Annotated in this window: 23 protein-coding genes; 8 read left to right on the top strand and 15 right to left on the bottom strand. The window is 48.7% G+C overall.

Annotated features, from left to right (window positions below; all coding sequences use genetic code 11):
• Positions 1-44: 44 nt before the first annotated feature.
• The 4 genes from H6F68_RS13735 to bchL form a co-directional block, all read right to left on the bottom strand.
• Positions 45-650: a DUF3318 domain-containing protein gene (locus tag H6F68_RS13735; RefSeq protein ID WP_370527488.1), complete on the bottom strand. Its 606-nt coding sequence runs from the start codon at positions 648-650 to the stop codon at positions 45-47.
• Positions 651-846: 196 nt separating this feature from the next.
• Entirely contained in the window at positions 847-1,404 is a 558-nt protein-coding gene (locus tag H6F68_RS13730) for a hypothetical protein (protein WP_190434592.1), read from the bottom strand.
• A gap of 158 nt (positions 1,405-1,562) precedes the next feature.
• Positions 1,563-2,969, bottom strand: a complete 1,407-nt coding sequence (locus H6F68_RS13725) for a ferredoxin:protochlorophyllide reductase (ATP-dependent) subunit N (protein ID WP_190434588.1) — start codon at positions 2,967-2,969, stop codon at positions 1,563-1,565.
• A gap of 47 nt (positions 2,970-3,016) precedes the next feature.
• Positions 3,017-3,880: a ferredoxin:protochlorophyllide reductase (ATP-dependent) iron-sulfur ATP-binding protein gene (gene bchL, locus H6F68_RS13720; protein WP_190434586.1), complete on the bottom strand. Its 864-nt coding sequence runs from the start codon at positions 3,878-3,880 to the stop codon at positions 3,017-3,019.
• Between the two features lie 308 nt (positions 3,881-4,188).
• On the opposite strand from bchL, the gene H6F68_RS29385 reads away from it, so the two are divergent.
• Positions 4,189-4,314: a hypothetical protein gene (locus tag H6F68_RS29385; RefSeq protein WP_277876068.1), complete on the top strand. Its 126-nt coding sequence runs from the start codon at positions 4,189-4,191 to the stop codon at positions 4,312-4,314.
• 287 nt (positions 4,315-4,601) lie between these two features.
• Here H6F68_RS29385 and H6F68_RS13715 read toward each other — a convergent pair whose 3' ends face one another.
• The 3 genes from H6F68_RS13715 to H6F68_RS13705 all read right to left on the bottom strand — a co-directional run bounded on the left by H6F68_RS13715 (position 4,602) and on the right by H6F68_RS13705 (position 7,781).
• A complete protein-coding gene (locus tag H6F68_RS13715) occupies positions 4,602-5,669 on the bottom strand; it encodes an LOG family protein (RefSeq protein ID WP_190559786.1) in 1,068 nt (355 codons plus the stop codon).
• Positions 5,670-6,005: 336 nt separating this feature from the next.
• Positions 6,006-6,329: a thioredoxin gene (trxA, locus tag H6F68_RS13710; RefSeq protein ID WP_190434580.1), complete on the bottom strand. Its 324-nt coding sequence runs from the start codon at positions 6,327-6,329 to the stop codon at positions 6,006-6,008.
• A 288-nt stretch (positions 6,330-6,617) separates the two neighbouring features.
• Entirely contained in the window at positions 6,618-7,781 is a 1,164-nt protein-coding gene (locus H6F68_RS13705; RefSeq protein ID WP_190434577.1) for a GuaB3 family IMP dehydrogenase-related protein, read from the bottom strand.
• Between the two features lie 408 nt (positions 7,782-8,189).
• Here H6F68_RS13705 and H6F68_RS13700 point away from each other — a divergent pair, with 408 nt between their 5' ends.
• From H6F68_RS13700 to H6F68_RS13685, 4 genes are all read left to right on the top strand, one after another.
• Complete coding sequence (locus tag H6F68_RS13700) at positions 8,190-10,574, top strand: endonuclease MutS2 (protein WP_190560105.1); 2,385 nt, start codon at positions 8,190-8,192, stop codon at positions 10,572-10,574.
• 250 nt (positions 10,575-10,824) lie between these two features.
• On the top strand, positions 10,825-11,457 hold the full coding sequence (locus H6F68_RS13695; RefSeq protein WP_370588109.1) for a DUF3038 domain-containing protein: 633 nt from the start codon (positions 10,825-10,827) through the stop codon (positions 11,455-11,457).
• Between the two features lie 73 nt (positions 11,458-11,530).
• The gene (locus tag H6F68_RS13690) at positions 11,531-13,069 is read left to right on the top strand and encodes a DUF4335 domain-containing protein (protein WP_190559784.1); all 1,539 of its coding nucleotides are present in this window, start codon (positions 11,531-11,533) and stop codon (positions 13,067-13,069) included.
• A gap of 175 nt (positions 13,070-13,244) precedes the next feature.
• On the top strand, positions 13,245-13,523 hold the full coding sequence (locus H6F68_RS13685; protein WP_190434567.1) for a YiaA/YiaB family inner membrane protein: 279 nt from the start codon (positions 13,245-13,247) through the stop codon (positions 13,521-13,523).
• Between the two features lie 109 nt (positions 13,524-13,632).
• Here the strand turns inward: H6F68_RS13685 and H6F68_RS13680 are convergent, their stop codons facing one another.
• The 3 genes from H6F68_RS13680 to H6F68_RS13670 are packed head-to-tail and all read right to left on the bottom strand — an operon-like array spanning position 13,633 to position 14,754.
• Positions 13,633-14,112 (bottom strand): ferredoxin, encoded by a 480-nt coding sequence (locus H6F68_RS13680; RefSeq protein ID WP_190559782.1) that lies wholly within the window; start codon positions 14,110-14,112, stop codon positions 13,633-13,635.
• Positions 14,112-14,498 (bottom strand): DUF1257 domain-containing protein, encoded by a 387-nt coding sequence (locus H6F68_RS13675; RefSeq protein ID WP_190559780.1) that lies wholly within the window; start codon positions 14,496-14,498, stop codon positions 14,112-14,114. The genes H6F68_RS13680 and H6F68_RS13675 overlap by 1 nt, the downstream gene beginning before the upstream one ends.
• 46 nt (positions 14,499-14,544) lie before the next feature.
• The gene (locus H6F68_RS13670; RefSeq protein ID WP_190434558.1) at positions 14,545-14,754 is read right to left on the bottom strand and encodes a DUF2997 domain-containing protein; all 210 of its coding nucleotides are present in this window, start codon (positions 14,752-14,754) and stop codon (positions 14,545-14,547) included.
• A 367-nt stretch (positions 14,755-15,121) separates the two neighbouring features.
• On the opposite strand from H6F68_RS13670, the gene H6F68_RS13665 reads away from it, so the two are divergent.
• Together H6F68_RS13665 and H6F68_RS13660 are read left to right on the top strand one after the other, a co-directional pair.
• Entirely contained in the window at positions 15,122-16,165 is a 1,044-nt protein-coding gene (locus H6F68_RS13665; protein ID WP_199300075.1) for a saccharopine dehydrogenase-like oxidoreductase, read from the top strand.
• Between the two features lie 240 nt (positions 16,166-16,405).
• Positions 16,406-18,304 carry a serine/threonine-protein kinase gene (locus H6F68_RS13660; RefSeq protein WP_190559778.1) on the top strand — a complete coding sequence of 633 codons (1,899 nt, stop codon included), beginning with the start codon at positions 16,406-16,408 and terminating at the stop codon, positions 18,302-18,304.
• Between the two features lie 26 nt (positions 18,305-18,330).
• On the opposite strand, the gene H6F68_RS13655 is transcribed toward H6F68_RS13660, so the two are convergent.
• The 5 genes from H6F68_RS13655 to H6F68_RS13635 form a co-directional block, all read right to left on the bottom strand.
• Complete coding sequence (locus H6F68_RS13655; protein ID WP_190555154.1) at positions 18,331-18,942, bottom strand: hypothetical protein; 612 nt, start codon at positions 18,940-18,942, stop codon at positions 18,331-18,333.
• Positions 18,943-19,179: 237 nt separating this feature from the next.
• Complete coding sequence (locus H6F68_RS13650) at positions 19,180-20,409, bottom strand: type II secretion system F family protein (protein ID WP_190434549.1); 1,230 nt, start codon at positions 20,407-20,409, stop codon at positions 19,180-19,182.
• Positions 20,410-20,655: 246 nt separating this feature from the next.
• Positions 20,656-21,768, bottom strand: coding sequence for a type IV pilus twitching motility protein PilT (locus tag H6F68_RS13645; RefSeq protein ID WP_190434546.1), 1,113 nt, complete (start codon positions 21,766-21,768; stop codon positions 20,656-20,658).
• Between the two features lie 85 nt (positions 21,769-21,853).
• On the bottom strand, positions 21,854-23,854 hold the full coding sequence (locus H6F68_RS13640; protein WP_190434544.1) for a GspE/PulE family protein: 2,001 nt from the start codon (positions 23,852-23,854) through the stop codon (positions 21,854-21,856).
• Positions 23,855-24,340: 486 nt separating this feature from the next.
• Positions 24,341-24,484 carry a hypothetical protein gene (locus H6F68_RS13635; protein ID WP_190559776.1) on the bottom strand — a complete coding sequence of 48 codons (144 nt, stop codon included), beginning with the start codon at positions 24,482-24,484 and terminating at the stop codon, positions 24,341-24,343.
• 93 nt (positions 24,485-24,577) lie between these two features.
• On the opposite strand from H6F68_RS13635, the gene grpE reads away from it, so the two are divergent.
• The gene (grpE, locus tag H6F68_RS13630) at positions 24,578-25,330 is read left to right on the top strand and encodes a nucleotide exchange factor GrpE (RefSeq protein ID WP_190559774.1); all 753 of its coding nucleotides are present in this window, start codon (positions 24,578-24,580) and stop codon (positions 25,328-25,330) included.
• Positions 25,331-25,505: the final 175 nt, after the last annotated feature.

Here is a 25,505-nt window from a genome sequence, read left to right as displayed (position 1 = left end):
AGTCAGCCAAAAAGTCTCGGCAACGGGGCGTAATGATGAATTTGTTACAGTTCCGGACGGCTACCCTTGGCTTTGGCTTTAGCTTTCGCTGCACTGCGCTTCAAAGCTTCCAAACGGGCTTCGTATTTGCCTCGTTGCCGCTTCTTGGGAGTTTGATCAATTAAAGCTTTGAGGGCACTACCTAAACTCTTGTAAGCATTGGGTAAGCTGTAGCCGAATCGAGTTGCTAGGGCGATCGCCTTCTCATCGGCATCGATCGCTTCTCGGACTGTACGCTCGTTATTGTTCTTCTGGAACAAGCGGTAGCCCGAAACCCCGCACAATCCTAGGGCCAGCAACAACAGCAACCCATCTTGGACCCAAAGTTCTCCTACAGCGCCACCCAGACCAATGGCTAAAGCTGCCATTTCCCAACCATCTTTGGGGATTGTATCGTTCTGGATGCGAGCGACTTCGTGCCAAAACAGTAAGTTACGCTGATCGATCGCTAGTTGCTCCCAGCGAATTAAGTCAATCTGAATTTCAACTTGATCCTTGCCAATCTCTTCAGCCGTAATCAGGGGAGGGTTAACAGTTGTGGCTCCCTCCACCATGACCCAACTTTGCAGTTCAGGGGGTAGCAAGGCTTTTAAACGCCGGAGTTCGCTCATCTCGGCTCTGGTCGTGGAGGTTGCATACGATGTCATAGTCCGGGCCTTGGCAACTCGCAACAAGAAAAGATACTACTTTGGAGTATAGCCGTCTTTCTATGCCAATAATTCTCTGCTTATCTAGTTAATCTAGGGCATTAGACGAGAATTACATCAGCAAGAATAAACTAGCGATCGCCTCCGCCTTATTTATTATTTACTCAGAAGGAAACGTGCCTCGCCGCTTCCGGGCCTCCATTGCTCGCTCTAACAGCTCTAAAAGTCCCGGTGCTTGTTCTTGCAGCGCCAGTAATAGTCTTTCTCCTTCTTCTTCGTAGCCTGGGTCTTGCCCAGTCTCCATCACAGCTTGCAATCGTGGCATCGCAACTTCATCTACGATTTGCACTAAGCCTGCTAAACAGCGGTTAAATTGGCGCTCTGTCAGTAGAGAATCTTCGAGAGGGAATTCAATAATGGCTCGAATTTCACCATCAGACGGATCATATTCCCATTGCAGCATCTTAGTTTCCCAAGAGATGCACAACATGGTTTGCAGGATGGCATTTTTATAGGGGTGATTTTGGATGTCCGAAAGGACTTGAGGGGCAAATAGCTTAAAGAATTTGCCCTCCTCGTCTAGCTGAACCACAATGACGAAGTTTTCTACATTATCCGCCTCAACACCTGTAACGATACGGTAGTCTGCTTCATCAAGATCGTAAGTCCAACCTTTGTTATCTAAATATTTGGCAATCTGTTGCAATGTCGCGCCCATAGGTGCCTCATCGGTGATTCGCTAAGCAAGCGGGTGAAATCAAAATGCTTAATCCTCTGCCCTATTGAATTTATCTGAGAAGAGGTAATCAGACAAAACCCCCACCAAGGGTGGGGGCAGAGCAGAGGCATAGATCACAGGAGGTAGATGCTGACAGACTAGAGTTTGGCTTCTTCTCGGACCAGCTTATCCCAACCCAGGTCTTTCAGATTATTGTTCCGACGGAGGGGCCGAGTCACTAGTTCTAGGATGTCGCGGGAGTTGGTAAAGCCGTGAATCTGGGCGAAAGTAAACTCCACAGACCATTTGGTATTGATGCCCCGCGCTTCCAGAGGATTGGCGTGGGCCATACCAGTGATCACTAAGTCTGGTTTGAGTTCGTGAATCCGTTGAATTTGGTTGTAATTGTCAGGCTTTTCGACAATTCGTGGAGTCGGCACTCCCATTTCGTGACAAGTCTTCTCTAGTAGCGCCAGTTCAGCCGCTTGGTAGCGCTTGTCCATATAAGGGATGCCGATCTCTGGACAACTCATGCCACAGCGAATCAAGAAGCGAGCCAGAGAAATTTCTAGCAAATTGTCTCCCATAAAGAAGACAGATTTGCCCCGAATTAACTGGAGGTAATCTTCCAAGCTGGCCCAAATCTGAGCTTCCCGCTCGGCTAAACCTTGGGGTTCAATGCCGAAGACTGAGCAGATTTTTTCTAGCCAAGCCCTGGTGCCATCGGGACCGATGGGGAAGGGAGCACCAATCAGCTTGCATTTGCGACGACGCATGAGTGTAGTAGCAGTGCGGCTGAGGAAAGGATTTACCCCAGACACATAGTAGTTTTCTTCGATTACGGGTAGCTCGGTGTAACGTTTGGCAGGTAGCCAGCCACTGACTTTAATCCCTTGCCGCTTCAACTCCAGGGTGAGTTGTGTAACGACAGGGTCAGGCAATGAGCCAAACAGAACGAGAGGAGGATGCTCGGCGTATTCCGATTCTTCGGCGGCGACTTCTTCTTTCTTGCGGCCAAAGTTGAGCAATTTAGCGATCGCATTTTGCTCATTTTTACCTGCTTCGGTCGTCGCAGGCTTGTCTGGGCAACGCTGAGCCATGGCCGCTAGAACGGTGTCTTCTCCTTGAGTAAAGGCGTAGTCCAACCCATTAGCGCGGGCTACTACAATCGGAATTCCGATTTCTGACTCTAGCCTAGGAGCCAAGCCTTCCAAGTCCATTTTGATGATTTCGGTGGTGCAAGTGCCGATCCAAACAATCACGCTGGGGTTGCGATCGCGCTTAATCTGATCGCACAAGCGCTTGAGTTCTTCGTAGTCGTTGAGCTGGGCCGAGATATCTCCTTCTTCTAGCTCTGCCATCGCATAACGAGGTTCGGCAAAGATCATCACACCCATCGCGTTCTGTAGGAAGTAGCCGCAGGTCTTGGTGCCAATGACCAGAAAGAAGCTATCTTCAATTTTTTGGTATAGCCAAGCCACGCAACTAATCGGGCAGAAGGTGTGATAGTTACCAGTTTCACACTCAAAATTGAGGGCTTGGGGCTGAGTATCAGCAAGGGTCATGAACGGTGTTCCTCTCCAGGGTTCTATTAATTTGGGGCGGCTGGTGCTTAAACCATCATTAGATCTAGTTCTTCGTCTTCTCTCTTGGGCGCTGGGGCGGGGTTGAGATAGAAATCGGACAATAGAGCAAACAGATCCCGATCAGGAGTATCGGTGGGTACGACACCTTCGGGTTGAGCCAAGATCTGGTCAGCAATGTTGAGGTAGTAGTCGCAGACAACGTTCAAGGAAGGATCGGACTCGGCCATCTCGAACAAAGTTTTGCCCTTGACTCGGGAAACCCGGATGTCTTCGATCAGAGGTAGCACTTCGAGTACAGGCATGGGCACTTCTTCAATGTACTTGTCAATCAAGTCGCGCTTGGAAGTCCGGTTGCCGATCAAGCCAGCGAGGCGCAGAGGGTGAGTTCTAGCTTTTTCTCGGACAGAAGCCGCAATCCGGTTTGCTGCAAATAAAGCGTCGAAGCCGTTGTCGGTCACGATTAGACAGTAGTCGGCATAGTTGAGAGGTGCCGCAAAGCCACCACAAACGACGTCGCCCAAGACATCAAACAAAATCACATCGTACTCATCAAAGGCGTTGAGTTCTTTCAACAGCTTGACGGTTTCACCTACGACGTAGCCACCGCAACCTGCCCCAGCGGGTGGACCACCAGCTTCCACGCAATCTACGCCACCATAGCCTTTGTAGATGACATCTTCTGGCCAAACATCTTCGTAGTGGTAGTCTTTGGCTTGCAGTGTGTCAATGATGGTGGGAATCAAAAAGCCCGTGAGGGTAAACGTGCTGTCGTGCTTTGGGTCGCAGCCAATTTGTAAAACCTTTTTACCGCGCTTGGCTAGAGCGGCTGAAATATTGCAGCTCGTTGTCGATTTGCCAATTCCGCCTTTGCCATAAACTGCTAGTTTCACGCCAGTCTCTCCTATAGCTTCGTATCAAAATCTGGGGGACGCATTAGCTGCACGGCGCTTGGTGTGACCGTGGAATGCGCTTTAGTCAACCTGTTGAATGCATTATTGTTGAACCTCCAAGGAAAAGAAAGGGGGTGTGGAGACGTTTGGAGGCGCATAACGATGCTAGGGAGTCTTTAAAGTTCTGTAAGAGCGTTGAATCTGACAGAACCCACTTCAAGGTTATAAAACCCCAACCAGACAATTTTATTAAACTATATTTATATAAATTGGAACAAAAAACAAAAAATTGTTCTGACTCAATTCTTATGTGGAGAGGATTTGGACTCTTTCAAACCGCGATCGCTCTCAACCCAATCAATCTCTCACCTAAAGCCTCAGAAATGATTAAGCGGCGATCGCGACACTCTAGGCTCCCTTTATCTCTGCTGTAATGGTTCGAACCTGAGAACGCTTGAATACTCAGCAGTTTTAGTCAGCAGTGAACAATTGAGTGAAGGGCGATCGCCAACTTGAAATCAACCTGCGATAAGTACATATCCTCAGGCGAAAAAGGCAAGACCAGGCAGTTTCAAGAGTTTTGTTAAATATGGTGAATTTTGCCCTGATCAGCCCCAAAGCTTTATCAAACGTCACATCGCATCTAATTCTCCAACAATATCCACAAAAAATTGGGGCGAGATTCACTCACCCCAACTCGTAAAGATGACAAAGATGGTGATTACTTTTGTTCTGGGTGCTCGGTGTTGGGAGAAGGCAGACCCAGGCGATTAATGGCAGCAATCAGTTGGTACAAGCGGCCTAAATCGCGTTGATTGAAATACAAGGCCAATCTAGGTAAATCGATTGTCTCGTCTGGAGCTTCTTGTGGCAGAGTTTTGCTTCTTTCGATCCGACCCTTCACCAAAATGTCGCCGAACTCTTCATTCAGCTTTTCTATATCTTTATCCATTAACTCGGATTTGAGCCGAATGATCAGTAGACTGCCGACATAACGACTAGAGTGAAACACTCGATAGAAACTCGCGATCGCCTCGCAAGCTAAATCTAGATCATCAGTAACCGTATACAAGCTGGGGTCTTCTGGACTAATTAAGCCTCGCTGTAGCAACTGCTTGTCAATGTATTCAGCCCAGCTCCGCCAATAATCTCCACCTGGGCGATCGATCAATACCAGAGGGACAGGAGCAGATTTACCCGTCTGACTGAGCGTTAAAGACTCAAAAGCTTCATCTTGTGTCCCAAAACCACCCGGAAATAGCGCTAGAGCGTCACTTTCCTTTAAGAACACAAGCTTACGAGTAAAGAAATACTTGAAATAGACCAGCTTGGGATCGCCTTGGATGAAAGGGTTGGCTCCTTGCTCAAAAGGCAAATGAATGTTGAGGCCGAAAGATTGACCTACTCCCGCTCCTTCATTGCCTGCCTGCATAATGCCGCCGCCTGCTCCGGTGATCACCATGAAGCCTTGTTCTGTGATGCGACGGGCAAACTCAGCAGCCATTTGATACTCAACACTGTCAGGTTGAATCCGGGCAGACCCAAACATAGAAATTTTGCGAACGTGGCGGTAAGGATAGAAAGCCTTAAAGGCTCGCTCCATATCCTGTAAGGAAGCAGTCACAATCTTCCAATCCAAGCGGTCTACTTCACCCTCGGCCATCCGTATAATAGTGACCAAAGCTTGTTGAATTAACTCTCCCTGCTCATGTGTCGGCAGACGATTAATTAATTCAGTGAGATTGGTCTGGAGCGATGCAAGCTCGTTGAAAGATGACGAGGAGACCATGAATGCTTCTCAACTGGCGGCATTCTATTCTACCGAGATTCCCAGACGATTTGTACGTTCCAGAAGGAAGCTGAGGCCTGAGGGATCACGATAGGGATCAACGCTGGAGGCATAAAAATTAGCAAGAACACACTAAAACTTTGTGTAGTCGTTAAGGCTGAAAAATATAAAAAAATGCAAAAAGCGCTTCGGCATTTACATCCCAAGCGCTGATATTAAGAGAAGGCTTAAGTTCTAAGACATTAAAGCAGACAAAGCTTCGTAAACCAGGCTATTGAATCAATTAAGACCTGAGATACAAAAGATTTCTCAACAAAATGGTTTGGCCCGATCAACTTAAAGATACTTTTCTAAAGTGTTCGCTAGGGTGGTCTTTGGTACAGCGCCAACTACCATATCCACTCGCTGCCCTCCCTTAAAAATCATTAGCGTTGGGATGCTGCGGATACCATATTGGCTAGCAACGCTAGGATTTTCATCGGTATTGACTTTGACGACCTTGATTTGCCCGTCGTACTGTTGGGCAATTTCGTCAACGACAGGAGCGACCATCCGACAAGGACCGCACCAAGGAGCCCAAAAATCGACTAAAACTGGAACTTCACTCTCAAGTACTTCTTGCTTAAAACTAGAATCCGTAACTTGTGCGGCTGCTGACATGCTCGGAAATCCTTGCCTACGTTGTTTTCCAAAATTTTATCATAGACAAAACAGTCCCCTTGGCTCTTAAAGCTTATACATTTAGGTAGAGATTCCAGGGCTCCAATCCTCAGAAAATCTTCCTTTAAAATTAAGAACCGCCCGAACGGTAAGTCCAGGCGGAGTGTGGTGTGAGGAGTGAACGGAAACATGCGTCTCCGCTACTTCTATTGTAAGCGACAGCTTTATTTTTTCCAGGGTTCCTGGGTAGAGACCGGAAAAGTTTTAAGAATTTGTTGGGAAGTAAAATTACTTGCCCATTCCTAGCTGTTGCGCTTTCTGATAAACCTTGCCTTCGGTGAGCAAAGAGGGAGCAATTACGACTTCAACTTGCTGCATTTCCTTGATGTTTTTAGCGCCTAAGGTGCCCATGCTGGTTTGCAAAGCACCGAGGAAGTTGTGAGTACCGTCATCAAGTTGGGCAGGGCCACGGAGAATTTGCTCTAAGGTGCCTGTGGTACCGACTCGAATCCGGGTTCCGCGTGGCAGAACGGGGCTAGGAGTGGCCATCCCCCAGTGGAAACCGCGACCTGGTGCTTCGGCTGAGCGAGCAAAGGGAGAACCAATCATCACCCCATCTGCACCGCAAGCAATACACTTACAGATGTCGCCACCTGTTACCAGTCCGCCATCCGCGATCACGGGGACGTAGTTGCCCGTTTCTTGGTAGTAGTCATCCCGCGCTGCGGCACAGTCGGCGATCGCGGTAACTTGAGGCACGCCCACACCCAGGACTCCACGAGAAGTACAAGCCGCACCTGGGCCAATGCCGACCAATACACCTGCTGCTCCTGCTTTCATCAGGTTTAGGGCCACTTCATAGGTGACACAGTTGCCTAGAATCACAGGCATCGGCATTTCTTGGCAAAACTGAGCTAGATCCAGGGGCACAATGGACTCTGGAGATAGGTGGGCTGTAGAAACAACCGTTGCTTGAATAAAGAACAGATCAGCGCCTGCTTTAGCCACAATCGAACCAAACTTGGCCGCTCCAGCGGGAGTTGCGCTAACCGCAGCAATACCGCCTTGGCTCTTAATTTCTTGAATTCGCTGCTCGATCAGCTCTGGTTTAATCGGCTCTGCGTAAAGCTCTTGCATCAGGGGAACAAACTCGGTGGTTCCTACCGAAGCGATTCGATCCAGAATGGGGTTGGGGTCAGCATAGCGGGTTTGAATGCCCTCTAGGTTCAATACACCCAACGCTCCCAACTGAGATAGGAGCACAGCCATTTTGACATCTACAACCCCATCCATTGCACTCGCAATGATTGGGATTTGCCGTTCGATGCCACCAATCTTCCAGCTTGTATCGGCCAAGCTCGGATCAAGCGTCCGCTGACCGGGCACTAACGCAATTTCGTCGAATCCGTATGCTCTACGAGCCGTCTTACCCCGCCCAAGTTGAATTTCCACGCTTCTATTTCTTCACAAGACCATTTGGACTAGACTACCAAATTTGGGTGAAGGATGGGTCTTGTCAGCGTTAAGGATTTGGTCTTTTTCGATTAAGGGTGTGGCGATCGCGTAATTTTGTTTGTCTATCCGGGAAAGCACTAAGCGGTTTTTAGTTTAACCCTGGACTATCTATTTCTTTGTCAAAAGCTAAAAGAACTTAACGATCAGCCTGCTGGCCGAAATTCTCAATCTTCAAAAGACTCATCTTGCTGGGTATGGATGGTGGGCGATCGCAGGACAGAAGCAGCTCGTTAGCTCGTTACAATATAGATAGAAGCGTAGAGGTTCGATGATTCGGACTCGCTAAGTTTAAGATTATTTAATCAATTCCCAGTCACCCATTCGTTGAGACTCGGCACTCAGACTTTGATTCAAGCTGAAACTTTAGACCTTTTAGAATGGCCGCGCCTGTGCCAACATTTATCGACCTTTGCGGCTACCAAGTTGGGGGCGATCGCAGCGCGACACCTCACCATTCCCAATACATTAGATGAAAGTTTAGGGTTGCTGGCCCAAACCAAAGAAGTTTATCAACTAGAAAGTCGCCTCGCATCGGGGCTTTTGTTTGAGGGCATTAGTGATATTGGGGAGGCGCTAGAACGGGCAGAGCGCCAAGGGCTATTGACTGGAGAAGAATTATTTGCGATCGCGACGACATTGGCAGGAGCACGTAACCTCCGCCGCGTGATCGACAACCAGACGGATGTGCCCGTCTTAACTGAGTTAGTAGCAGAACTGCGAACTTATCCAGAGTTAGAGCAAGAAATTCACCGCTGCATTGACGAGCGCGGCAAGGTGATGGATCGAGCTAGCCCCAAATTGGGCGAAATTCGGGAGCAGCAAAAGCAGGTGCGCGATCGCGTCTATCAAATGTTGCAAAACATCCTGCAACGGCAATCAAATGCGGTGCAGGAACAGTTGATTACGCAGCGAAGCGATCGCTTTGTGCTGCCAGTGAAAGCGCCGCAGAAAGACGCGATTCCAGGCATTATTCATGACACCTCTATGAGTGGGGCGACGCTGTATGTCGAGCCTCATTCCACGGTGCAGTTAAATAACCAGTTGCGGCAACTTCTCCGGCGAGAACAAGCGGAAGAAGAAGCGGTACGTCAAGTGCTAACCGCTCAAGTGGCTGAAGTTAAGGCGGACTTGGAGCGGTTGTTGGCGATCGCGACGACGCTCGACTTAGCCACTGCCCGCGCCCGCTACAGCTTGTGGTTGCAAGCCAATCCGCCCCGCTTTGTGGATCGAGTGGCAGGGGAAAACGTGACGTTGCGAAACTTGCGCCATCCACTTCTGGTCTGGCAACAACAGCACGAACAAGGGCGAGCCGTAGTCCCCATCGATCTAATGATTCGGCCCCAAATTCGTGTGGTCGCCATCACCGGACCCAACACGGGCGGTAAGACCGTGACGCTGAAAACCTTGGGCCTGGCGGCTTTAATGGCGAAGGTCGGACTGTTTATCCCGGCTCGTGAACCTGTGGAAATCCCCTGGTTTGACCAAGTTCTGACTGACATTGGTGATGAGCAGTCAATTGAGCAGAGCCTTTCCACGTTTTCCGGGCACATTCGCCGGATTAGTCGCATCCTGGAAGCGATGACCGAGCGATCGCTGGTGCTGCTTGATGAAGTCGGCGCAGGTACCGATCCTTCGGAAGGTAGCGCCCTAGCAGTAGCTTTATTGAAGTACTTAGCAGATCAGGCTCAACTGGCGATCGCGACCACTCACTTCGGCGAACTCAAAGCTCTGAAGTACCAAGACGATCGGTTTGAAAATGCCGCCGTTGAGTTTGATGATGTATCGCTCTCACCCACGTACCGCTTACTGTGGGGCATTCCTGGCCGCTCGAATGCTTTGACGATCGCTCGCCGTCTCGGTTTAAAGGCAGAAATCACCACCCAAGCTCAGCAATATGTGGGTGGCGCTTCCGAAGAGGTAAACGAGGTAATTGCGGGCCTGGAAGCACAGCGCCGACAGCAAGAAACTAAAGCCCAAGAAGCCTCCCAACTGCTAGAGCAAGCGGAACGGTTGCATCGCCAAGTTTCTCAGAAAGCAACGGCACTCCAAGAGCGAGAGCGGGATTTGCAACTGGCACAAGAACGAGCGGTACAAGATGCGATCGCCCAAGCCAGAGGGGAAATTGCCCAGGTAATTCGGCAGTTGCAGCAAGGCCCCATGACCGCCCAGGAAGCGCAAAAAGCCACCAACGCGCTGAACGAAATTGCGGGTCGCCGTCTGCCGTCGAAACAGAAGCCAGCACCACCCAAGCCTGCTTTCCGTCCCCAAGTGGGCGATCGCATTCGGATTCCCCGCTTAGGTCAGACCGCCGACGTCCTTAGCGGTCCTGATGACGATGGCGAGCTGACCGTGCGGTTTGGCTTGATGAAAATGACAGTGAAGCTCCAGGATGTCGAATCGCTGGACGGGCAAAAGCCAGAAATAGTAGCCAAACCCAAACCAGCTCCAGAACCTGCTCCGGTAGAGGTAAAGCCTGCTCCGGTGATTCGCACCTCTCGCAATACCGTAGATATTCGAGGCAGTCGTGTAGCCGACTCGGAAGCCACCCTTGAAGCAGCGATTAGAGAGGCTCAAAGTCAGGGAACCGTGTGGATTATTCATGGTCATGGCACTGGCCGTTTACGCCAAGGCGTGCATGAGTTTCTCAAGCACCATCCCCAAGTCGAGCGGTTTGAACTAGCTGAACAAGCGGAAGGCGGTTCAGGCGTAACGGTTGCCTATCTCAAATGAAGGTGGACCATTGAGTTAGTAAAATTGCAACAGCTCAGGAGCATTTCTGCGATCGCGGCGGTCTATCTTAGGAAAGAGGCGGACTGGATCTGTCTCTATCCAAGAGGGTGATTGGATTGCGTCAGGCTACTCGTTAGACTAGCTAAAATGGCCCTTAAACCCTCGCATTCCTATTTTCTTCTGTTAGGTAAAAGTTAAGAGCTTTACCTGATGCCCCCAGTCTTGTTTCAAGACCTGTAACCGTCTGCTTGTGTCTTGCCCCGTTCTCTATCCTGAAGATATGCGCTCCACCGTTAAGCCGCCTGCTTCATCTCAATGGGAAGAGTTTCCCCTACCCTCCCAACCCGACTCTGGACAACTGGACAATATCAAAGCTCATCTGGACTTGATATTGCTGGCCCTAGAGGCATTGGCAGGAATTGGTTCTGAGGCCATGCTGCAAGCAGCCACAGATCTAAACCTAGAAGAGATGGTGAGCGATCGCGTGGCTCTATGGCGGTTGCGGCAGTCGAGTCCGCTACGTAAGGGCCAAGGGGGGCGCAAGAAGTTGGATGTTGAGGAGGCGCGATCGCTCGTTTTAATTAGTTGTCACCTGGCCAAACAGCACCAAGAATTAATTCGTCGAGCTGTGGCGCTACTCGAACAACTCACAGAACAAAACAAGGAACCTCACCAAGCAGCGCTTCTGGGAGATTATTTAGACAAATTCAATAACACCTATCAGGAGCGCATGGAAGAAGGGGAAGACACGCCACCCGACATCCTGACTCACTTGGCGCTCAAGCTGCTGATCGACCTCTTGTTCTACAGTGCGCCTGGTGGCCCTCGTCGTTTCTGGCTAGCCCTCTTGGATCGTTCACGGGATGGCGTAGCCGCTGTCTAACCCTGTGGGTTAGCACCCTTGCTTCACTCAGTTCCGATTGCCTAGCCTACTCCGACGCATTCCAGAACCACCCATGCCTTTTTTGTCTACCTCAGTCCTGCGACGGTATACTCCGCCCACCTGCACCCTAGAAATCGTTGCCAATGATTCGCCCTTGTCCCGTTGGGCAGGTCGTCCACTTCTGAGAAAACTGCGATTTCATCTAAGTTTGGATGACCCTCGTTTGACAGACTCTGAGCAGGTTTCTTTACGGGGCGATCGCTTTCAGCTAGATGAACTGTCTGATGCGGTGAGTGCCTACGTTCAAGACTTCCTCAATCAATCGCCCGCTTTGATCAGTGCCGGGGGGCGATCGTCAGTCGCAACCCTGGAAGCACCACCATTAGTTCCTCCTCCCATTGATCTCAATGCTGCCAGATCTGCGAGAACTGCGGCGCTGAGCGTCATCGAGCCAGAACCGGATGCTCTCTCAACTGAGCAATCTGGTGAGCTAGCCAGTGCGGCGGAGGCAGCGGCTCCCTCGGCTCCATTGGTGCTTGAGTCACCCAGAATTTTTCTGGAACCACAAGGGCTTCTATCCCACAGACTTCACCTAGGATCTCTAGCCAGTGGATTGTCTAGACCATTCATCACGTTAAGCGCCACTCAATTGGCTGACTTAGCCACTGCGTTAGATGAATATGCGGCAGATGCGATGGCGCTGCCTGAGCTGAATCAACGTAGCTGGGTTCCAGTTCTGCCAGCTTGGGCACCCACGGCTGCGGCTGTTTTGCTAACCGCTGGTGTGACTGCTGGAGTAGTCAAGAGCCTGGATCAACCGACGCCTGAACTAAAAACAGCGGTCTCCCTTTCGACCCCTCAAGCGACCGGGCAGCAAGCAATGGTGCCAGGACAAGTAGCAACTGGACCTTTAGGTGTTCCTGCTCCTCCTCAAATGGTGCCGCCACCGCCACCCGCAGGAGCGCTCAAGTCAGGATTGCCGATTGTGCCAGTACCAGATACGGCTGCTCCGAATGCGATCGCTCTGGCTCCAGTGCCGCCCGCTCCAGCAGGTGCTAGTTCAACTCCTGCACCTACTACCAATAAGCCGATCGCCTCAATTCCGGTAGAGTCTGGACCAGTGGCTCTAGCACCCCAAGCGGAATCCGCGCCACAGCTTGAACTGGAAAATGTGCCGGAGGCAGAACCTGTGCCGCCACCACCAGCAGCAAAGCTTCCAACCCTAGATGCAGCTCGCAATGCCGCAGCGCCAGAGGCAGCAGGTGAAACTGCTCGTTCGGGTGCAGAGGCGGCTCAAGCTCCTGCGGCTGACGAAGCTGCTGATTCTGCGTTTGATAGCATTCCTCAAGTAGCCGAAGTGAGGAGTTACTTTGAGGAGCGTTGGCAACCACCGGAAGGATTGACGCAGACGCTAGAGTACACGCTTCTGATTGGGGCAGATGGCTCAATTCAGCGCATCGTTCCTTTAGGCCAATCGGCAGGAGACTACATCGATCGCACGGGAATGCCTTTAGTCGGTGAGGCTTTTGTAACTCCGATTCAGGGAGGCCAACCTCCACGAGTTCGAGTGGTGCTAAGCCCAGATGGACAGGTCCGCACTTTCTTAGAATGAAGCTAAGCTATGGCTTGCGAAGTAAAGGCAGTGCTTTCCCTAACCCAGGCAGGCTAATACCGTCTATGCTTTTGTGTGCACTTCAGGAACTGCCCTTGTGATTCATGTAGCTGTTGTTTGAATTGATACATTGAGCCACAAAGCCAATTGAATTACAAGGGGCGATCAGTAAACTATGCAAGATATGGGACCTCAAGTTCACAGCCCAGGCTGGCTTATTCAGTCTTGGGCATCTTTTGCTCTCGCAATTTCTGCAACAGCCATCGGCATTGCTTATCTGCCCGTAGACAACTGGACTAAAGGGTTTATGGGCATGGGCCTAACCTTCTCGGTTGGCTCTACATTCAGCGTTGCTAAAACTACCCGTGACTCCCATGAGGCGAGAAAGCTAGCTTACAAACTAGATGAAGCAAGGGCAGAAAAGTTGCTCAAAGAACATCACCCTCTCGTTTAGGCTGAATGCTGCTCCAAGCCCAGATAAGCATAAAAAATAAGCAAGGGTGTCTAGTTCCCCTTGCTTATTTTTTAGCTCTCTCAGCGATCGCTCAATCAACGCTAACAAATCACTTACGGCGAATTCTCAGCTTTTGACGACGACGATTGGTAGCAATTACAGCTCGGTCAACTGGAAAACCTGGAAGTGGTATGACTTGATACTTCCGTTCTTCTTCTAGCTGCTTAAGTTCGGTGTAGTCTACCCAATGAATGCAGTCTACGGGACAAGTATCGATCGCTTCTTGAACAATGTCTTCCGGATCGCCATCCTGACGAATTACTCGCGATCGCCCATAATCTGGCTCGATATAGAAGGTATTTCGTGCCACATGAGCACAATGCTTACAGCCAATGCAGGTAATCTCATCAACGTAGACTCCCTTCTGCCTAAAACTGCCGCCCAGTTCTGGCTCCAGACCAGAGCGTTCAGCAGCGTCCCGCCAGTGACCACCGAGTTCTGGTTCAAAACCAGTTCGCAAGTCTGCTTGGCCTTCACCTCCCACATGCGAACTGTTAGGGTCTGCGAAAGGTGAAGGAAAGTCAGGCATTACGCACTCCAGCGCTGTAGCACTAAGCGAACTGAACCGTCTTCATTTTGTTGTTGCTCAGCAACTTGAAACCCCGATTGAGCGCCTTCTCTGACAATGGTGTGGTAGGCGTAGCGCTGCGTCACTTTGTTGAGGAAGCGATCGACAGACCAATTTTGTTGCCAAAACTGCAAATCTGCCACTAACTCGTAGGCACTGCCGTTCCAGCTAAAACCAATGTCGTAACCATTCTTCTGTTCAATAGTGAGATCAGCCGTGGTGGTTTGCCCACGATATCCTCTGACAGCCTGAGGACCAGACTTCCAGTCAACTCCTAGATCGCTCAATGCTGCTTGTAAGGAGGTGAGGTTGCGGATTTGAGTTTTAATTTGGCTAAAGTGTGACATAGTTTTTTGTCAAAAAATTAAACAAGGACAAAACTGAATAAACAACTTACCACTCACTAAAAGTAGCCTGAGTGGATACCGTCGTAGCCTGTTGCACCGTTGTAGCAAAAAACTCTGAGGTCGCCTCATGGCTGAGTACCTGCCCTAGCTGAGCTTCAATGGCTGCGGTAACTTCAGCACAAGAGGCACCGACAATCCCGGTTACTTTTTCCAGGACCCGACCATCTGGGTAAATCACAAACTCCAATGTTTCCATGCTTTGGCTGAGGGCTGTAGGGTGATTCTAGGTAGGAGCGCGTTCAGGGGTCACTAAAACGCTGCATTATTAAATGTTTATATGATTTTAAGAGAAGGGAACTCAGTTAGCCACTGGGCTGAATTTTTATTAACCGAGATATAAAGAGTTAAAGCTTAACGAAACTTGTTATTTGAAGTGAGTTTACTCCAGTAACTGTCAGTTTCGCTTAACTCTCCAAACCAGTCAAGGGAGAGCGAGACCGCAAAATTAAGGTTTACAAAAATATAAAATCATTTCTAATGTTTCTGCTCTTCCGCCTATGGGTTGATCTAACACCTAAATAACCCAGGATAATGAGAGTCTAATTTGATTCATGTAATCGGTAATGAGCGAAGCGCAAGCGACAAATTTGAACTATTCTCCATCCAGTTTTTCGTCTGTAAAGGCACCCATTCGAGTTGGAATCCTTGGCTTTGGTGGATTGGGTCAGGCAGCGGCTAGAGTTCTCGCTCCTAAACAAGAGATGCTCTGGGTCGCAGTAGCTGACCAAAAGGGATACGCCTATGCATCTGAAGGGTTATCTCCGCAGCAATGTATCACAACATATCAGGCCCAAGGTTCTATTGGATACTTAGAAACTGGAGGTGTGCTGAGTAATAGCAGCATTGCTGACTTGATTCAACAGGTAGGTAACGTCGACGGCTACTTCTTAGCGTTACCAAACTTGCCCAACACATTTATGGCTTCTGTGGCGCGGCAGTTTATCGAAGCAGGTTGGCAAGGCGTACTGGTGGATGCGATCAAGCGCACTAGTGCTGTGGAACAGCTTTTGGGTATGCAAGTGGAATTGCAAGCGGCAGGAATTACCTATATGACAGGGTGTGGAGCGACTCCTGGCTTGTTAACGGCGGGTGCGGCTTTAGCAGCCCAAAGTTATGCGGAAATTCACAGCGTCAAAATTACTTTTGGGGTAGGGATTGCTAACTGGGAAGCCTACCGAGCAACCGTGCGAGAAGACATCGCCCATCTGCCTGGCTACAACGTCGAAAAAGCGAGAGCCATGACCGATGCCGAGATAGAAATGCTGTTGGACCAAACCAATGGTCTAATTACGCTAGAAAATATGGAACATGCTGATGATGTGATGTTGGAGCTGGCAGGCATCTGCCCTCGCGATCGCGTTACTGTGGGAGGCGTAGTTGATACTCGTAACCCCAAAAAACCCCTCAGCACTAATGTCCAAGTGACGGGACGAACCTTTGAGGGCAAAATCTCAACTCACACCTTTACTTTAGGGGATGAAACCAGCATGGCTGCTAATGTCTGCGGTCCCGCCTTCGGTTATCTCAAAGCTGGGTTTAATCTGCGTCAGCGTGGGATCTACGGATTGTTGAGTGCTGCGGAAGTGATGCCGCAATTTGTGCGATAACAACTTCGGGTGATTACTTCAGTCTTTGAATCATTTACACTAGGAAAATTGATTTTTGCCATATACAAAGTCAATTTTTCTAGTTCTTTGCCGTAGCATTGCTCATCCCCTGGGGCTGAAAGCCTTGAGGGGTCTAACACCGTGGTAGTTCCAGCCTGAATACGTAAGAATCATTACCTTGGTGAGGACCTATGAGTTCTTGCCAAGTTGGGATGGTTTGGCAAAGAACTACAAATAGCAATGACGCCCCCTTCAATTCCTGTAGGAACGCTGTTACGGCAACGGTACGCAATTCAGCAAGTTTTAGGCCAAGGTGGATTTAGCCGCACTTATTTAGCGCTGGATGTGGAACGTTTTAATGAACCTTGCGTGTTGAAGGAGTTGGCGGTACCGCAGCAAGATGGAGCTTTATTGGCAAAAGCCGAGGCTCTGTTTCAGCGAGAAGCTACGGTACTCTACCAAATTCAGCACCCGCAAATTCCTCGGTTTCTAGCCGCTTTTGAGGATAATCAACGCTTGTTTTCTGTGCAAGAGTTTGTAGATGGTCAAACTTACCGTCATCTTTTGCAAGAGAGAAAAACGCAAGGAAAAGTGTTCTCAGAGCTAGAAGTCTTGCAGTTTCTCAGCCATCTGTTACCAGTTTTGACCTACATTCACGATCGCAACATTATTCATCGTGATATTTCTCTCGAAAACATTATTTTACGGCTGCGACCCAGTCGAGCTGAAGAGGTCGCTGCTAACTCTACTCTGGGTTTACCCATTCTGATTGATTTTGGGGCGGTCAAATCGGTTGCTAATTACCTCTATACTGCTTTTCCTTCGTTCTCCACGTCTTCTTATCCTTCGGAGATTACTTGTGTAGGCAAAGCAGGCTACGCACCTCCAGAGCAGTTACAAACGGGTAAGGTGCATCCTCATAGCGATTTATATGCTTTAGCTGCCACTAGCTTAGTTTTGTTAACTGGCAAAGAACCGAAGACTTTGCTGGATAGCGGCACCTTAAACTGGCAGTTGCGCCCCTATGCGCAGATTAGCGATCGCTTTGAAGCCATTTTGTCCAAGATGCTGTCGTTACGTCCAGGCGATCGGTACCAGTCTGCTCAAGCAGTGCTCACCGATCTGCAACCTCTGCTAGAAACGGCTGTACCGACGACCCAGCTAAATTCCGGGGCCAATGTTGCAGCTTCTGCCGCCGTTATTTCAGGCTTATCCATTCTGCCGTCCAAGTTAGGCCAGGCTGTTAGTGGCGATCGTTCCTTCATGCAATTTGGAGCCACTAACCAAAATAAAACTTTGAAAGGTTCCAGAAAATGGCACCGCTGGATCGGCGTGAGTGTTGGCATTGCCATCACGTTGCTGTTAGCGCTAACAGTACCAATGCTGTGGCGCTTGACCGTAGCAGGTGGACCACAGCGCAATGAGGTTTGGGTGTCTGGAGCCCGCATTCCTCAATCGGAAGCATCTCAAATCATTGGCTCTAAGCAAGATGCCAATGCCACTTCATCTAGAGCGAATCAGGCTGAACCGATTCAGTTTGACGCAGGAGCTATTTCCAGCGTCATCCAGGGCAACTTACAAAACCAACCGGTGAAATCTTATGTTCTTAGGGCCGCTCAAGGTCAAATTATGACGGTGGCTCTGACTGGACCTGAGGTGACAATGAACTTACTAAGGTCTGATCAACAAGGCATTGATGCGGCTGCTTACGCCACTCAGAACTGGACGGGTCAGTTGCCCAAAGATGACGACTACTTAATCCAAGTGGTTGGTGCTGGGGCTTACAAGCTAGAAGTAGCGATTACACCGCTAAGCCAGGCGATCGCAGTCTCTACCCAAGCGATCGCTCGCATTACAATTGCTCCTGGGGCAACGGGCGCTAAAGTTGCCGGAAGCGTTGTTCCAGAACAGCCCCGCCGATACTTATTAGCGGCTAGGCGAGGCCAAACAGGAGTAGTTAAGGTGATACAAGGGTCGGTTCGTATCCAGGCGATCGCACCCAATGGTCAGTCTATCGGTAACTTGAATGGGCAACAGCCGCAAGCTTGGCGCGGCAAATTTCCTGTCGATGGAGACTATACACTCGAAATTTCGTCTCTCAAGCCTGAAAAGTTTACGATCTCCCTGCAATTTCTCTAAGGTAGCCGCGAGCTGCAAACTCTCACTCATTCTTCCAGATTTAAGCTGCTAGAAGTTTCAGGCTCTCCTGCCTCCTCTACCTCATTCACGCTGCCAAGCGATTGATTCACGAAAGGTAGCGTAGCCCCTGTAAGGCCACGCTTGATTCTGGCTGGTGTTTCATCAAAAGTGATAAACAAAGGGTGAACAGCTTCCGCTCCCTCATTCAAAATATGTTCATAGCGTGGCGGCATGAGCCATTCATATCCACGATCGAGCCATACTTGAGTTTGTCGCCAACGTCCCAGTAAGGTAGAAAAGTCTTCTTGAGGGCGATGAATAAAGACTAAAATCTCAACTCCTGTTTTAATCTTCCATTCTGGATCACACATCATAATGGCTACCTCACAAGGCAGCCGAACTAATTCCTTAGCCCTAGGACGAGTCTGACTATAATCAGCAGCATTATGCTCTTGAAATCGCTCAGCTTGGTTTACCCTGACTAAGGGTAAAGGAATAGTAATAATGCTCTCTTCAGAACGGCGCATGCTAGGCACCATTTCTAAGTAAGGCCGATGCTGTTTTAATAGAGCGATCGCTGCTAGCTGGTTACTGTACTCAGCTAATAGCTCTTCGTAATGAGATGGTTTAATCGCCATAACTTTATTAAACTTTTGGAGTAAGCAATAGACCTTTTCTGTATTGTACCTAGGCTTAAAAGTTCAGAGTTCAATGTTTCGAAAGCAGCATTGTCTGAATTAACATTGCCTGAATCAACGCTAGTGAGAACTTGTACTAGCTGAACCATCCTTAACTCAGACTCTCCTACCTACAAAGAAACCCCCTACTAAAGAGCAGAGGGTTTAGAGAAACTGAAAGTCAAAGCCTTTTAATGTTTAGCCAATGCTTTCGAAAACCTTGAACATAGGCAGATACATGGAAAGCAGAATTGAACCCACCATGCCTCCTAAAAACATGATCATAATCGGTTCCATAATGCTAGTTAGAGCTTTTACTGCCTGCTCCACCTCATCCTCATAAAAATCGGCGACTTTCATCAGCATTTTGTCAACTTCCCCAGTTTCTTCCCCAATGCTAATCATCTGAATAGCCATGATTGGGAAGACTTGTTCTCTCTGGAGAGCAATGCTAATCATGCCGCCTGTCTGAATTTCTCTTCGGGCTTCATCAATCGCATTAGAAACGACTTGGTTACCCGCCGTATCTCTCACAATCTCTAGAGCTGTAAGGATGGGCACTCCAGAACGGGTTAAGGCTCCAAAAGTACGGCAAAAACGAGCAGTTGCGGTCTTCTGAATCAAGTCACCAAACAAAGGTGCTTTCAGGGACAAGCGATCGATAGTTTCGCGACCTGCCCGTGTTTTGTAGTACTGCTTATAGGCAAAACTAAGGCCAAAGAGAATCAGAATTAGGCCTACAACGTACTGGGGAGTTCTTAGGAATTTACTAATAGCGAGCATAGCTTGGGTAAAAGCTGGCAGCTCTGTTCCTAATTCCTCAAAGATAGAAGCAAAGGTTGGTAAGAGGAAAACGGTCATACCAATAAAAATAACCGTTGCCAAAACACCGACGGTTACAGGATAAGCCATTGCTGACTTAATCTGGTTTTGCAACCGAGCAATATCTTCTAAAAGTTTAGCTAGACGATTTAGTACCTCGTCGAGTACACCGCCTACCTCACCTGCTTGCACCATGCTGACGTACAACATATCAAAGCACTGGGGATGCTTGCGCATTGCATCCGATAGGTTAGTACCTTGCTGTACGTCTCCATTAATTTCTAGAAGTGATGCTTTGAGTTTAGGATTTGTGCATTGCTCAGATAGCACACCTAAACTACGAACCATTGCTACCCCAGCATTCACAAGCGCAGCAAACTGTCGGGAGAAAACGGCCTTATCTTTGACTGAAACGCTCGTGAAAGCAAGCTGAAACTTTTGAAGGTCAATCTTACTAAGGTCAAGGCTCTTGTCCTCCTTAAGGTCTTGGACCACAAAGCCTTGTTCTCTTAACGTAGAACGAGCTTCACCCGGAGAATTTGCAGTGATTTTTTGTTTCTTGGCATTTCCTCTGGCATCACGTGCACTGGCAATGTAAGTAGGCATAGTGCAAATCTGGCTGAAAGTGGTTAAATTGGCTCAAAATTGGTTTAGGGGAGCAGCGAAGCCTAACTTAGTATCCGCTGTCAAAAACAGCGATGCTACTTCTCCCCAGATATTTATTAACTTATCTGACCTGTAAAAATTACTCGAGACATGGCTAAATGGTAACGGTTTCTAGTTTCTGCTAATCAGCATGACTGATTCAATAAGTCATTATTAGTCAGAAACTAGAACTTGCTTACAACTTAACTAGTGTCTAGCGGCTGTACCTGCCTGGGCCGCAGCAGGTGCTCCACCAATCATCCGCTGCATCTCGTCAGGTCGTGAAGTCTTCGAGATGGCAGCCTCGAAAGAAATACTTCCAGCTTTATAGAGATCGGACAAAACTTTTTCCAAGGTTTGCATCCCTAATTTACCGCCTGTTTGAATCGCAGAATAGATTTGGGATGTTTTTCCTTCTCGAATCAAATTAGCAATAGCTGGGGTGACAACCATGATTTCCTGAGCCATGATTCGACCGTATTCACCCGGCTTGACGTTCTTTTTGGGAACGAGAGTCTGACTGAAGACGGCAACTAAGGAGTTGGATAATTGTACTCGTACTTGCATTTGCTGCTCCGGGGGAAACACGTCTACCATCCGGTCAACGGTTTGTGAAGCAGAACTGGTATGCAATGTACCAAATACTAAGTGGCCTGTTTCAGCGGCTGAGATGGCAAGCTGAATCGTTTCCAAGTCCCGCATTTCACCTACAAGGATGACGTCTGGGTCTTCCCGTAAAGCCGCTCTTAGCGCATTCGCGAAACTCTTGGTGTCTTCACCGACTTGGCGCTGGTGAATCACGCTCTTAACTGATTCATAGACAAATTCAATTGGGTCCTCAACCGTGAGAATATGCTCTGCGCGAGTCATATTGATGTTGTTGATCATGGAAGCCAAGGTGGTTGACTTACCCGATCCGGTTGGGCCAGTAACGAGCACCAAGCCTCTAGGCTTTTCTGACATTTCTCGGACAATGTCTGGCAACCCTAAGAGGTCCATGCTAGGAATTTTGGAACTTAAAGCTCTTAAACAAGCGGCGTAGGTTCCTCTGTCCTTATAAACGTTGACTCGGAAACGAGCCAATCCTTTAACACCATAAGAGCAATCTAGCTCCCAGTTCTGCTCCAAATTCTTCCGCTGGGTGTTGTTTAACATGCTGAAGATGAGTCTCTGGCAGCTCTCAGACGTCAGGACTTCGTGCTCTGTGGGAGTTAAGTGACCGCTGACGCGAATGTAGGGGGGCAGTCCAGAAGAAAGGTGCAGGTCTGAACCACCCCGCTCAATCACTTCTTCCATCAGGTCTTCAATCATTAATTCCATAGATTTCTCTCACAAATTTCAAGGTAGATGGGTAAGATTCGCCTATAGCTGGGGGCGATCGCAAAAGTAGTTAACTCAGTTTTCGTCAATCTTGGAAACGAGGAGTAGTGCAGTAAGGGCAGTCTATCCATTCTGGTTTAGCCTCAGCTCCGCAAACCCGACAAGTTAGGGAACTCTTGCGCTTAGCTTTAAGCTCAGCTTCCAAGCCTGTGTCAGTAAAGGTTACCCGTTCCACTTCTTCTAATGTCGTAGCACCTCGACGCACTAAGTTAAGACTGTAGGCGAGTAAGGTCTGCATGCCTTCTTCAACGGCAACCTCTTTGATCCGCTCCGTAGGTGCACCTTGGGCAATCAGAACTTGCAGTTGCTCCGTAATTCGCATCACTTCATAAACACCATTACGCCCTTTATAGCCAACGCCATTACAAACAGAGCAAAGCTGATTTTGCGCTCTAGCTTCCTGAATTTGCTCTGGCTGTAGTGTGTTCGCTTTATAGAAAGTGACTCCAGCGTCGTGAGTGCTAGACATCCCAAACTTGGCTAGTTCGTTAGGGTCAGGGTTATAAGGAATCCGACATTCGGGGCATACCCGTCGCATCAGACGTTGAGCCACAACTCCGAGCAGGGCACCGGAAACCATGAATGGTTCTACGCCCATTTCATCCAGACGGGCGATCGCGCCAGCAGCGTCATTGGTGTGAAGGGTGGTTAATACCAAGTGCCCAGTCAAGGCTGCCTCAATCGCCGTTTTCGCGGTTTCCTTGTCCCGGGTTTCACCCACCAGAATCACATCTGGGTCTTGTCGAAGGAACGCCCGCAGAATGGCCGCAAAGTCCATACCCTTTTCACGAATGACCTGGACTTGATTGATACCCGGTAAAGAGTACTCAATTGGGTCTTCTGCCGTACTGATATTGACGCCTGGATCGTTACGTTCTGCTAAAGCTGAGTACAAAGTAGTGGTTTTACCAGAACCAGTCGGCCCCGTCACCAGAATTAGGCCGAAGGGACGTTTAACCATCTCTTGGACAATCTGCAAGGAGTCTGGATCAGAGATCAACTTATCTAGGCCCAGTTGAGTCGCTGAGTTATCAAGGATTCGTAAAACTACCTTCTCGCCATAACGGCTAGGCAGGGTGTTGACCCGGAAGTCAATTTTGCGGTCCTGAAAAACCCGCCGAATCCGACCGTCTTGGGGAGCTCTACGCTCAGCAATGTCTAGTTCAGAAATAATCTTGAAGCGGGCTGTGACGGCTGGAATGATTTTTTTGGGTAGTGGATCAAATGCCTGACGTAGCACTCCATCCTTGCGGAAACGAATTCTTAAGTATTCCTCTTGGGGTTCAATGTGGATGTCAGAGACTCCGTCTTGCAACGCTTTGATGAGGATTTTGTTGACCAAGCTAATGACTGGAGCGTCGGATGCTCCTTTGGCGACATCATCTAGATTGGCTTCCATATCTTCAGGGGCATCCTGAAGATCCAAATTTTCTAAGCCTTCCAAGTCAGATTGAACATCAACAGACTTTTGAATTTCGATTTGCTTAGTTTTCTCAACTTGCTCATCTAAGTATTTAGAAATCAGCTGGTTGTAGTCTTCCAGCGTGATCACCATCCGAGACAAAGCTAAGCCTTGAGCCCGCAGAATGCGATTGAGGTCATCCTGAGCGTCTAAGTTGTCAGGATCAACCATTGCGACCAAGACACCAGGGGGGGAGTCATGCCTAGAGAGCGGTACTAATCGGTAGCGGCGGCAAATGTCAATGGGGATCAGAGTATCAATTAAATGCCCCACCTGACTTGCAGTAATGTCACTGACTTCAGGGTCAAGGGACTCAACCCCATAGAGAATCTTCAGTTCAAAAAGCTGCTGTTTCTTGTATTGCCGCAGCAAGTCGGGAGTAAGTTGACGCCCGGTAATAGTCTCTAGAACTTCTGTAATCGGTCTGCCAGATTTACGACTCTCAATCAGAGCCTGCTGCATCTGTTCGTGGTTGACATACCCAGACTGAATGAGCTTATTCCCAAAGGGAGAGAAGTCATTCTTGACGATAAGGGCGCGCCGCTGTGATGAAGAGTTAGTCATAGCTGATGAAGAAGATCTCCTTTTTAAGTGTTCCCACAAGTCCTGGGCAGAATTACGAGTAGTAATATGATGTTTGGTAAATCTATGATCCCAACTCTTTATTCTTTGGATTCTTGAGTACTTCTAGCCTTGACAAGCTGGGAGGTTTAAAGGTCACGTCTAGGGACTGCTGTATCATCTCGATCCTTTAAACTCAAAGCGCTATGACAGAAGGTGTGAGTTGGGAAGGCAAAAATTAAATTGGCTTTAGGTATTTTTGCTGTTTAGCTAACTAGCAGTTGCCAAAGCGTAGGCTATCTACCTTTGGTTTGATGTTTAGACTATAACGAAGTTCTCAGGATCATAGCCCTTGAGCTAAAAATTAGTAGGATTTTGCAACACACTTTGGTGGTATTGCACTTATAAATAACTCATTGCCCAATTTGTGAATTTTCTGACTCAACTATTTTAGTTGGGCAGCTAAGCGTCTTGGTCTAAAGACTTAATTTACAGATTAGGCAATTCTGGGGCTGCGATCGCAATTGCCAAGTCAGTCGGGGCACTTACTGACCCAGTCGTTACAATTAGGAATGGTATGTCGTGGAAGTTTACGGCTGCTAGCTCGTGGTTGGCCAGTTGAGAGTTAGTCATCTCTTGGCGATAGAGTTTCCTTTAAGGCATTTTAGGGAATGCCAAGAGCGGGGTTGTCAAGGTAGCATTCTCTTAATGTAGGATTAGTGCACAATGATGGGTGAAGAAAATCAGCTAGAGAACCTTCAAGATCTGACAGTTGATTCTTCTGGGTCTCCTGAAGAAATAGCCGACCAAACCATGTCAACAGAAGCAGATTTAAATTCCGAAGAATTCAACTTGGCCTCCCAGGCCAATGATGATAGTCCTACAGCAGCAAGCTCTGAGAATGGAACTTTCACTTTGGAGCCTGATAATGCTGCAAGTGAATCTGAATATCAGGCAGCTCTAGAAGAGTTATCTCAAGAAGTGGAGTCTCTCAGGACTCAGGTAGACGACCGGACTAATCAATATGTCAGGATCGCCGCAGACTTTGATAACTTCCGCAGACGAGCTCAGAAAGAAAAAGAAGAGCTAGAAGAAAAGATTAAGTGCTCCACCATTACCGAGTTGTTGCCTGTCGTAGATAACTTTGAGCGAGCTCGCTCCCACATCAAGCCGCAAAATGACGGCGAGATGAACATTCACAAGAGCTATCAGAGTGTCTACAAGCAGCTAGTAGACTGCCTGAAGCGAGTTGGCGTTTCGCCGATGCGATCTGAAGGTAAAGACTTCGACCCAAACCTGCATGAAGCAGTGATGCGAGAAGCCACAGATGAGCATCCAGAGGGCACCGTTGTAGAGGAGTTAGTCCGAGGCTATATGCTTGGCGATCGCGTCTTGCGTCACGCAATGGTGAAAGTTGCTGCTGCTCCAGACCCCGTGGTAACCTCTGAGGAGAGTGACCGAGGTCATGGAGACAGCTGATAGGCTTTGATTTGACAGGAATCCTTGTGAGCTTCAGATGCAGTTACGGGTAGTCTAGCTTCTGAGTGCTTAAGGGTTGAATTAGTTACGGAATCTCAAAGCATGGTTCCTTGCTTTGAGATTAGGGTTCCACAAACGCTCAAGCTCTGTCCACTTCTGTTGTCCTACATTAACC

The organism is Trichocoleus sp. FACHB-262 (assembly GCF_014696035.1).
GTDB lineage: Bacteria > Cyanobacteriota > Cyanobacteriia > FACHB-46 > FACHB-46 > Trichocoleus.
The sequence above is the reverse complement of the archived record's forward strand: the minus strand, read 5'-3'. Positions and strand labels throughout refer to the sequence as shown.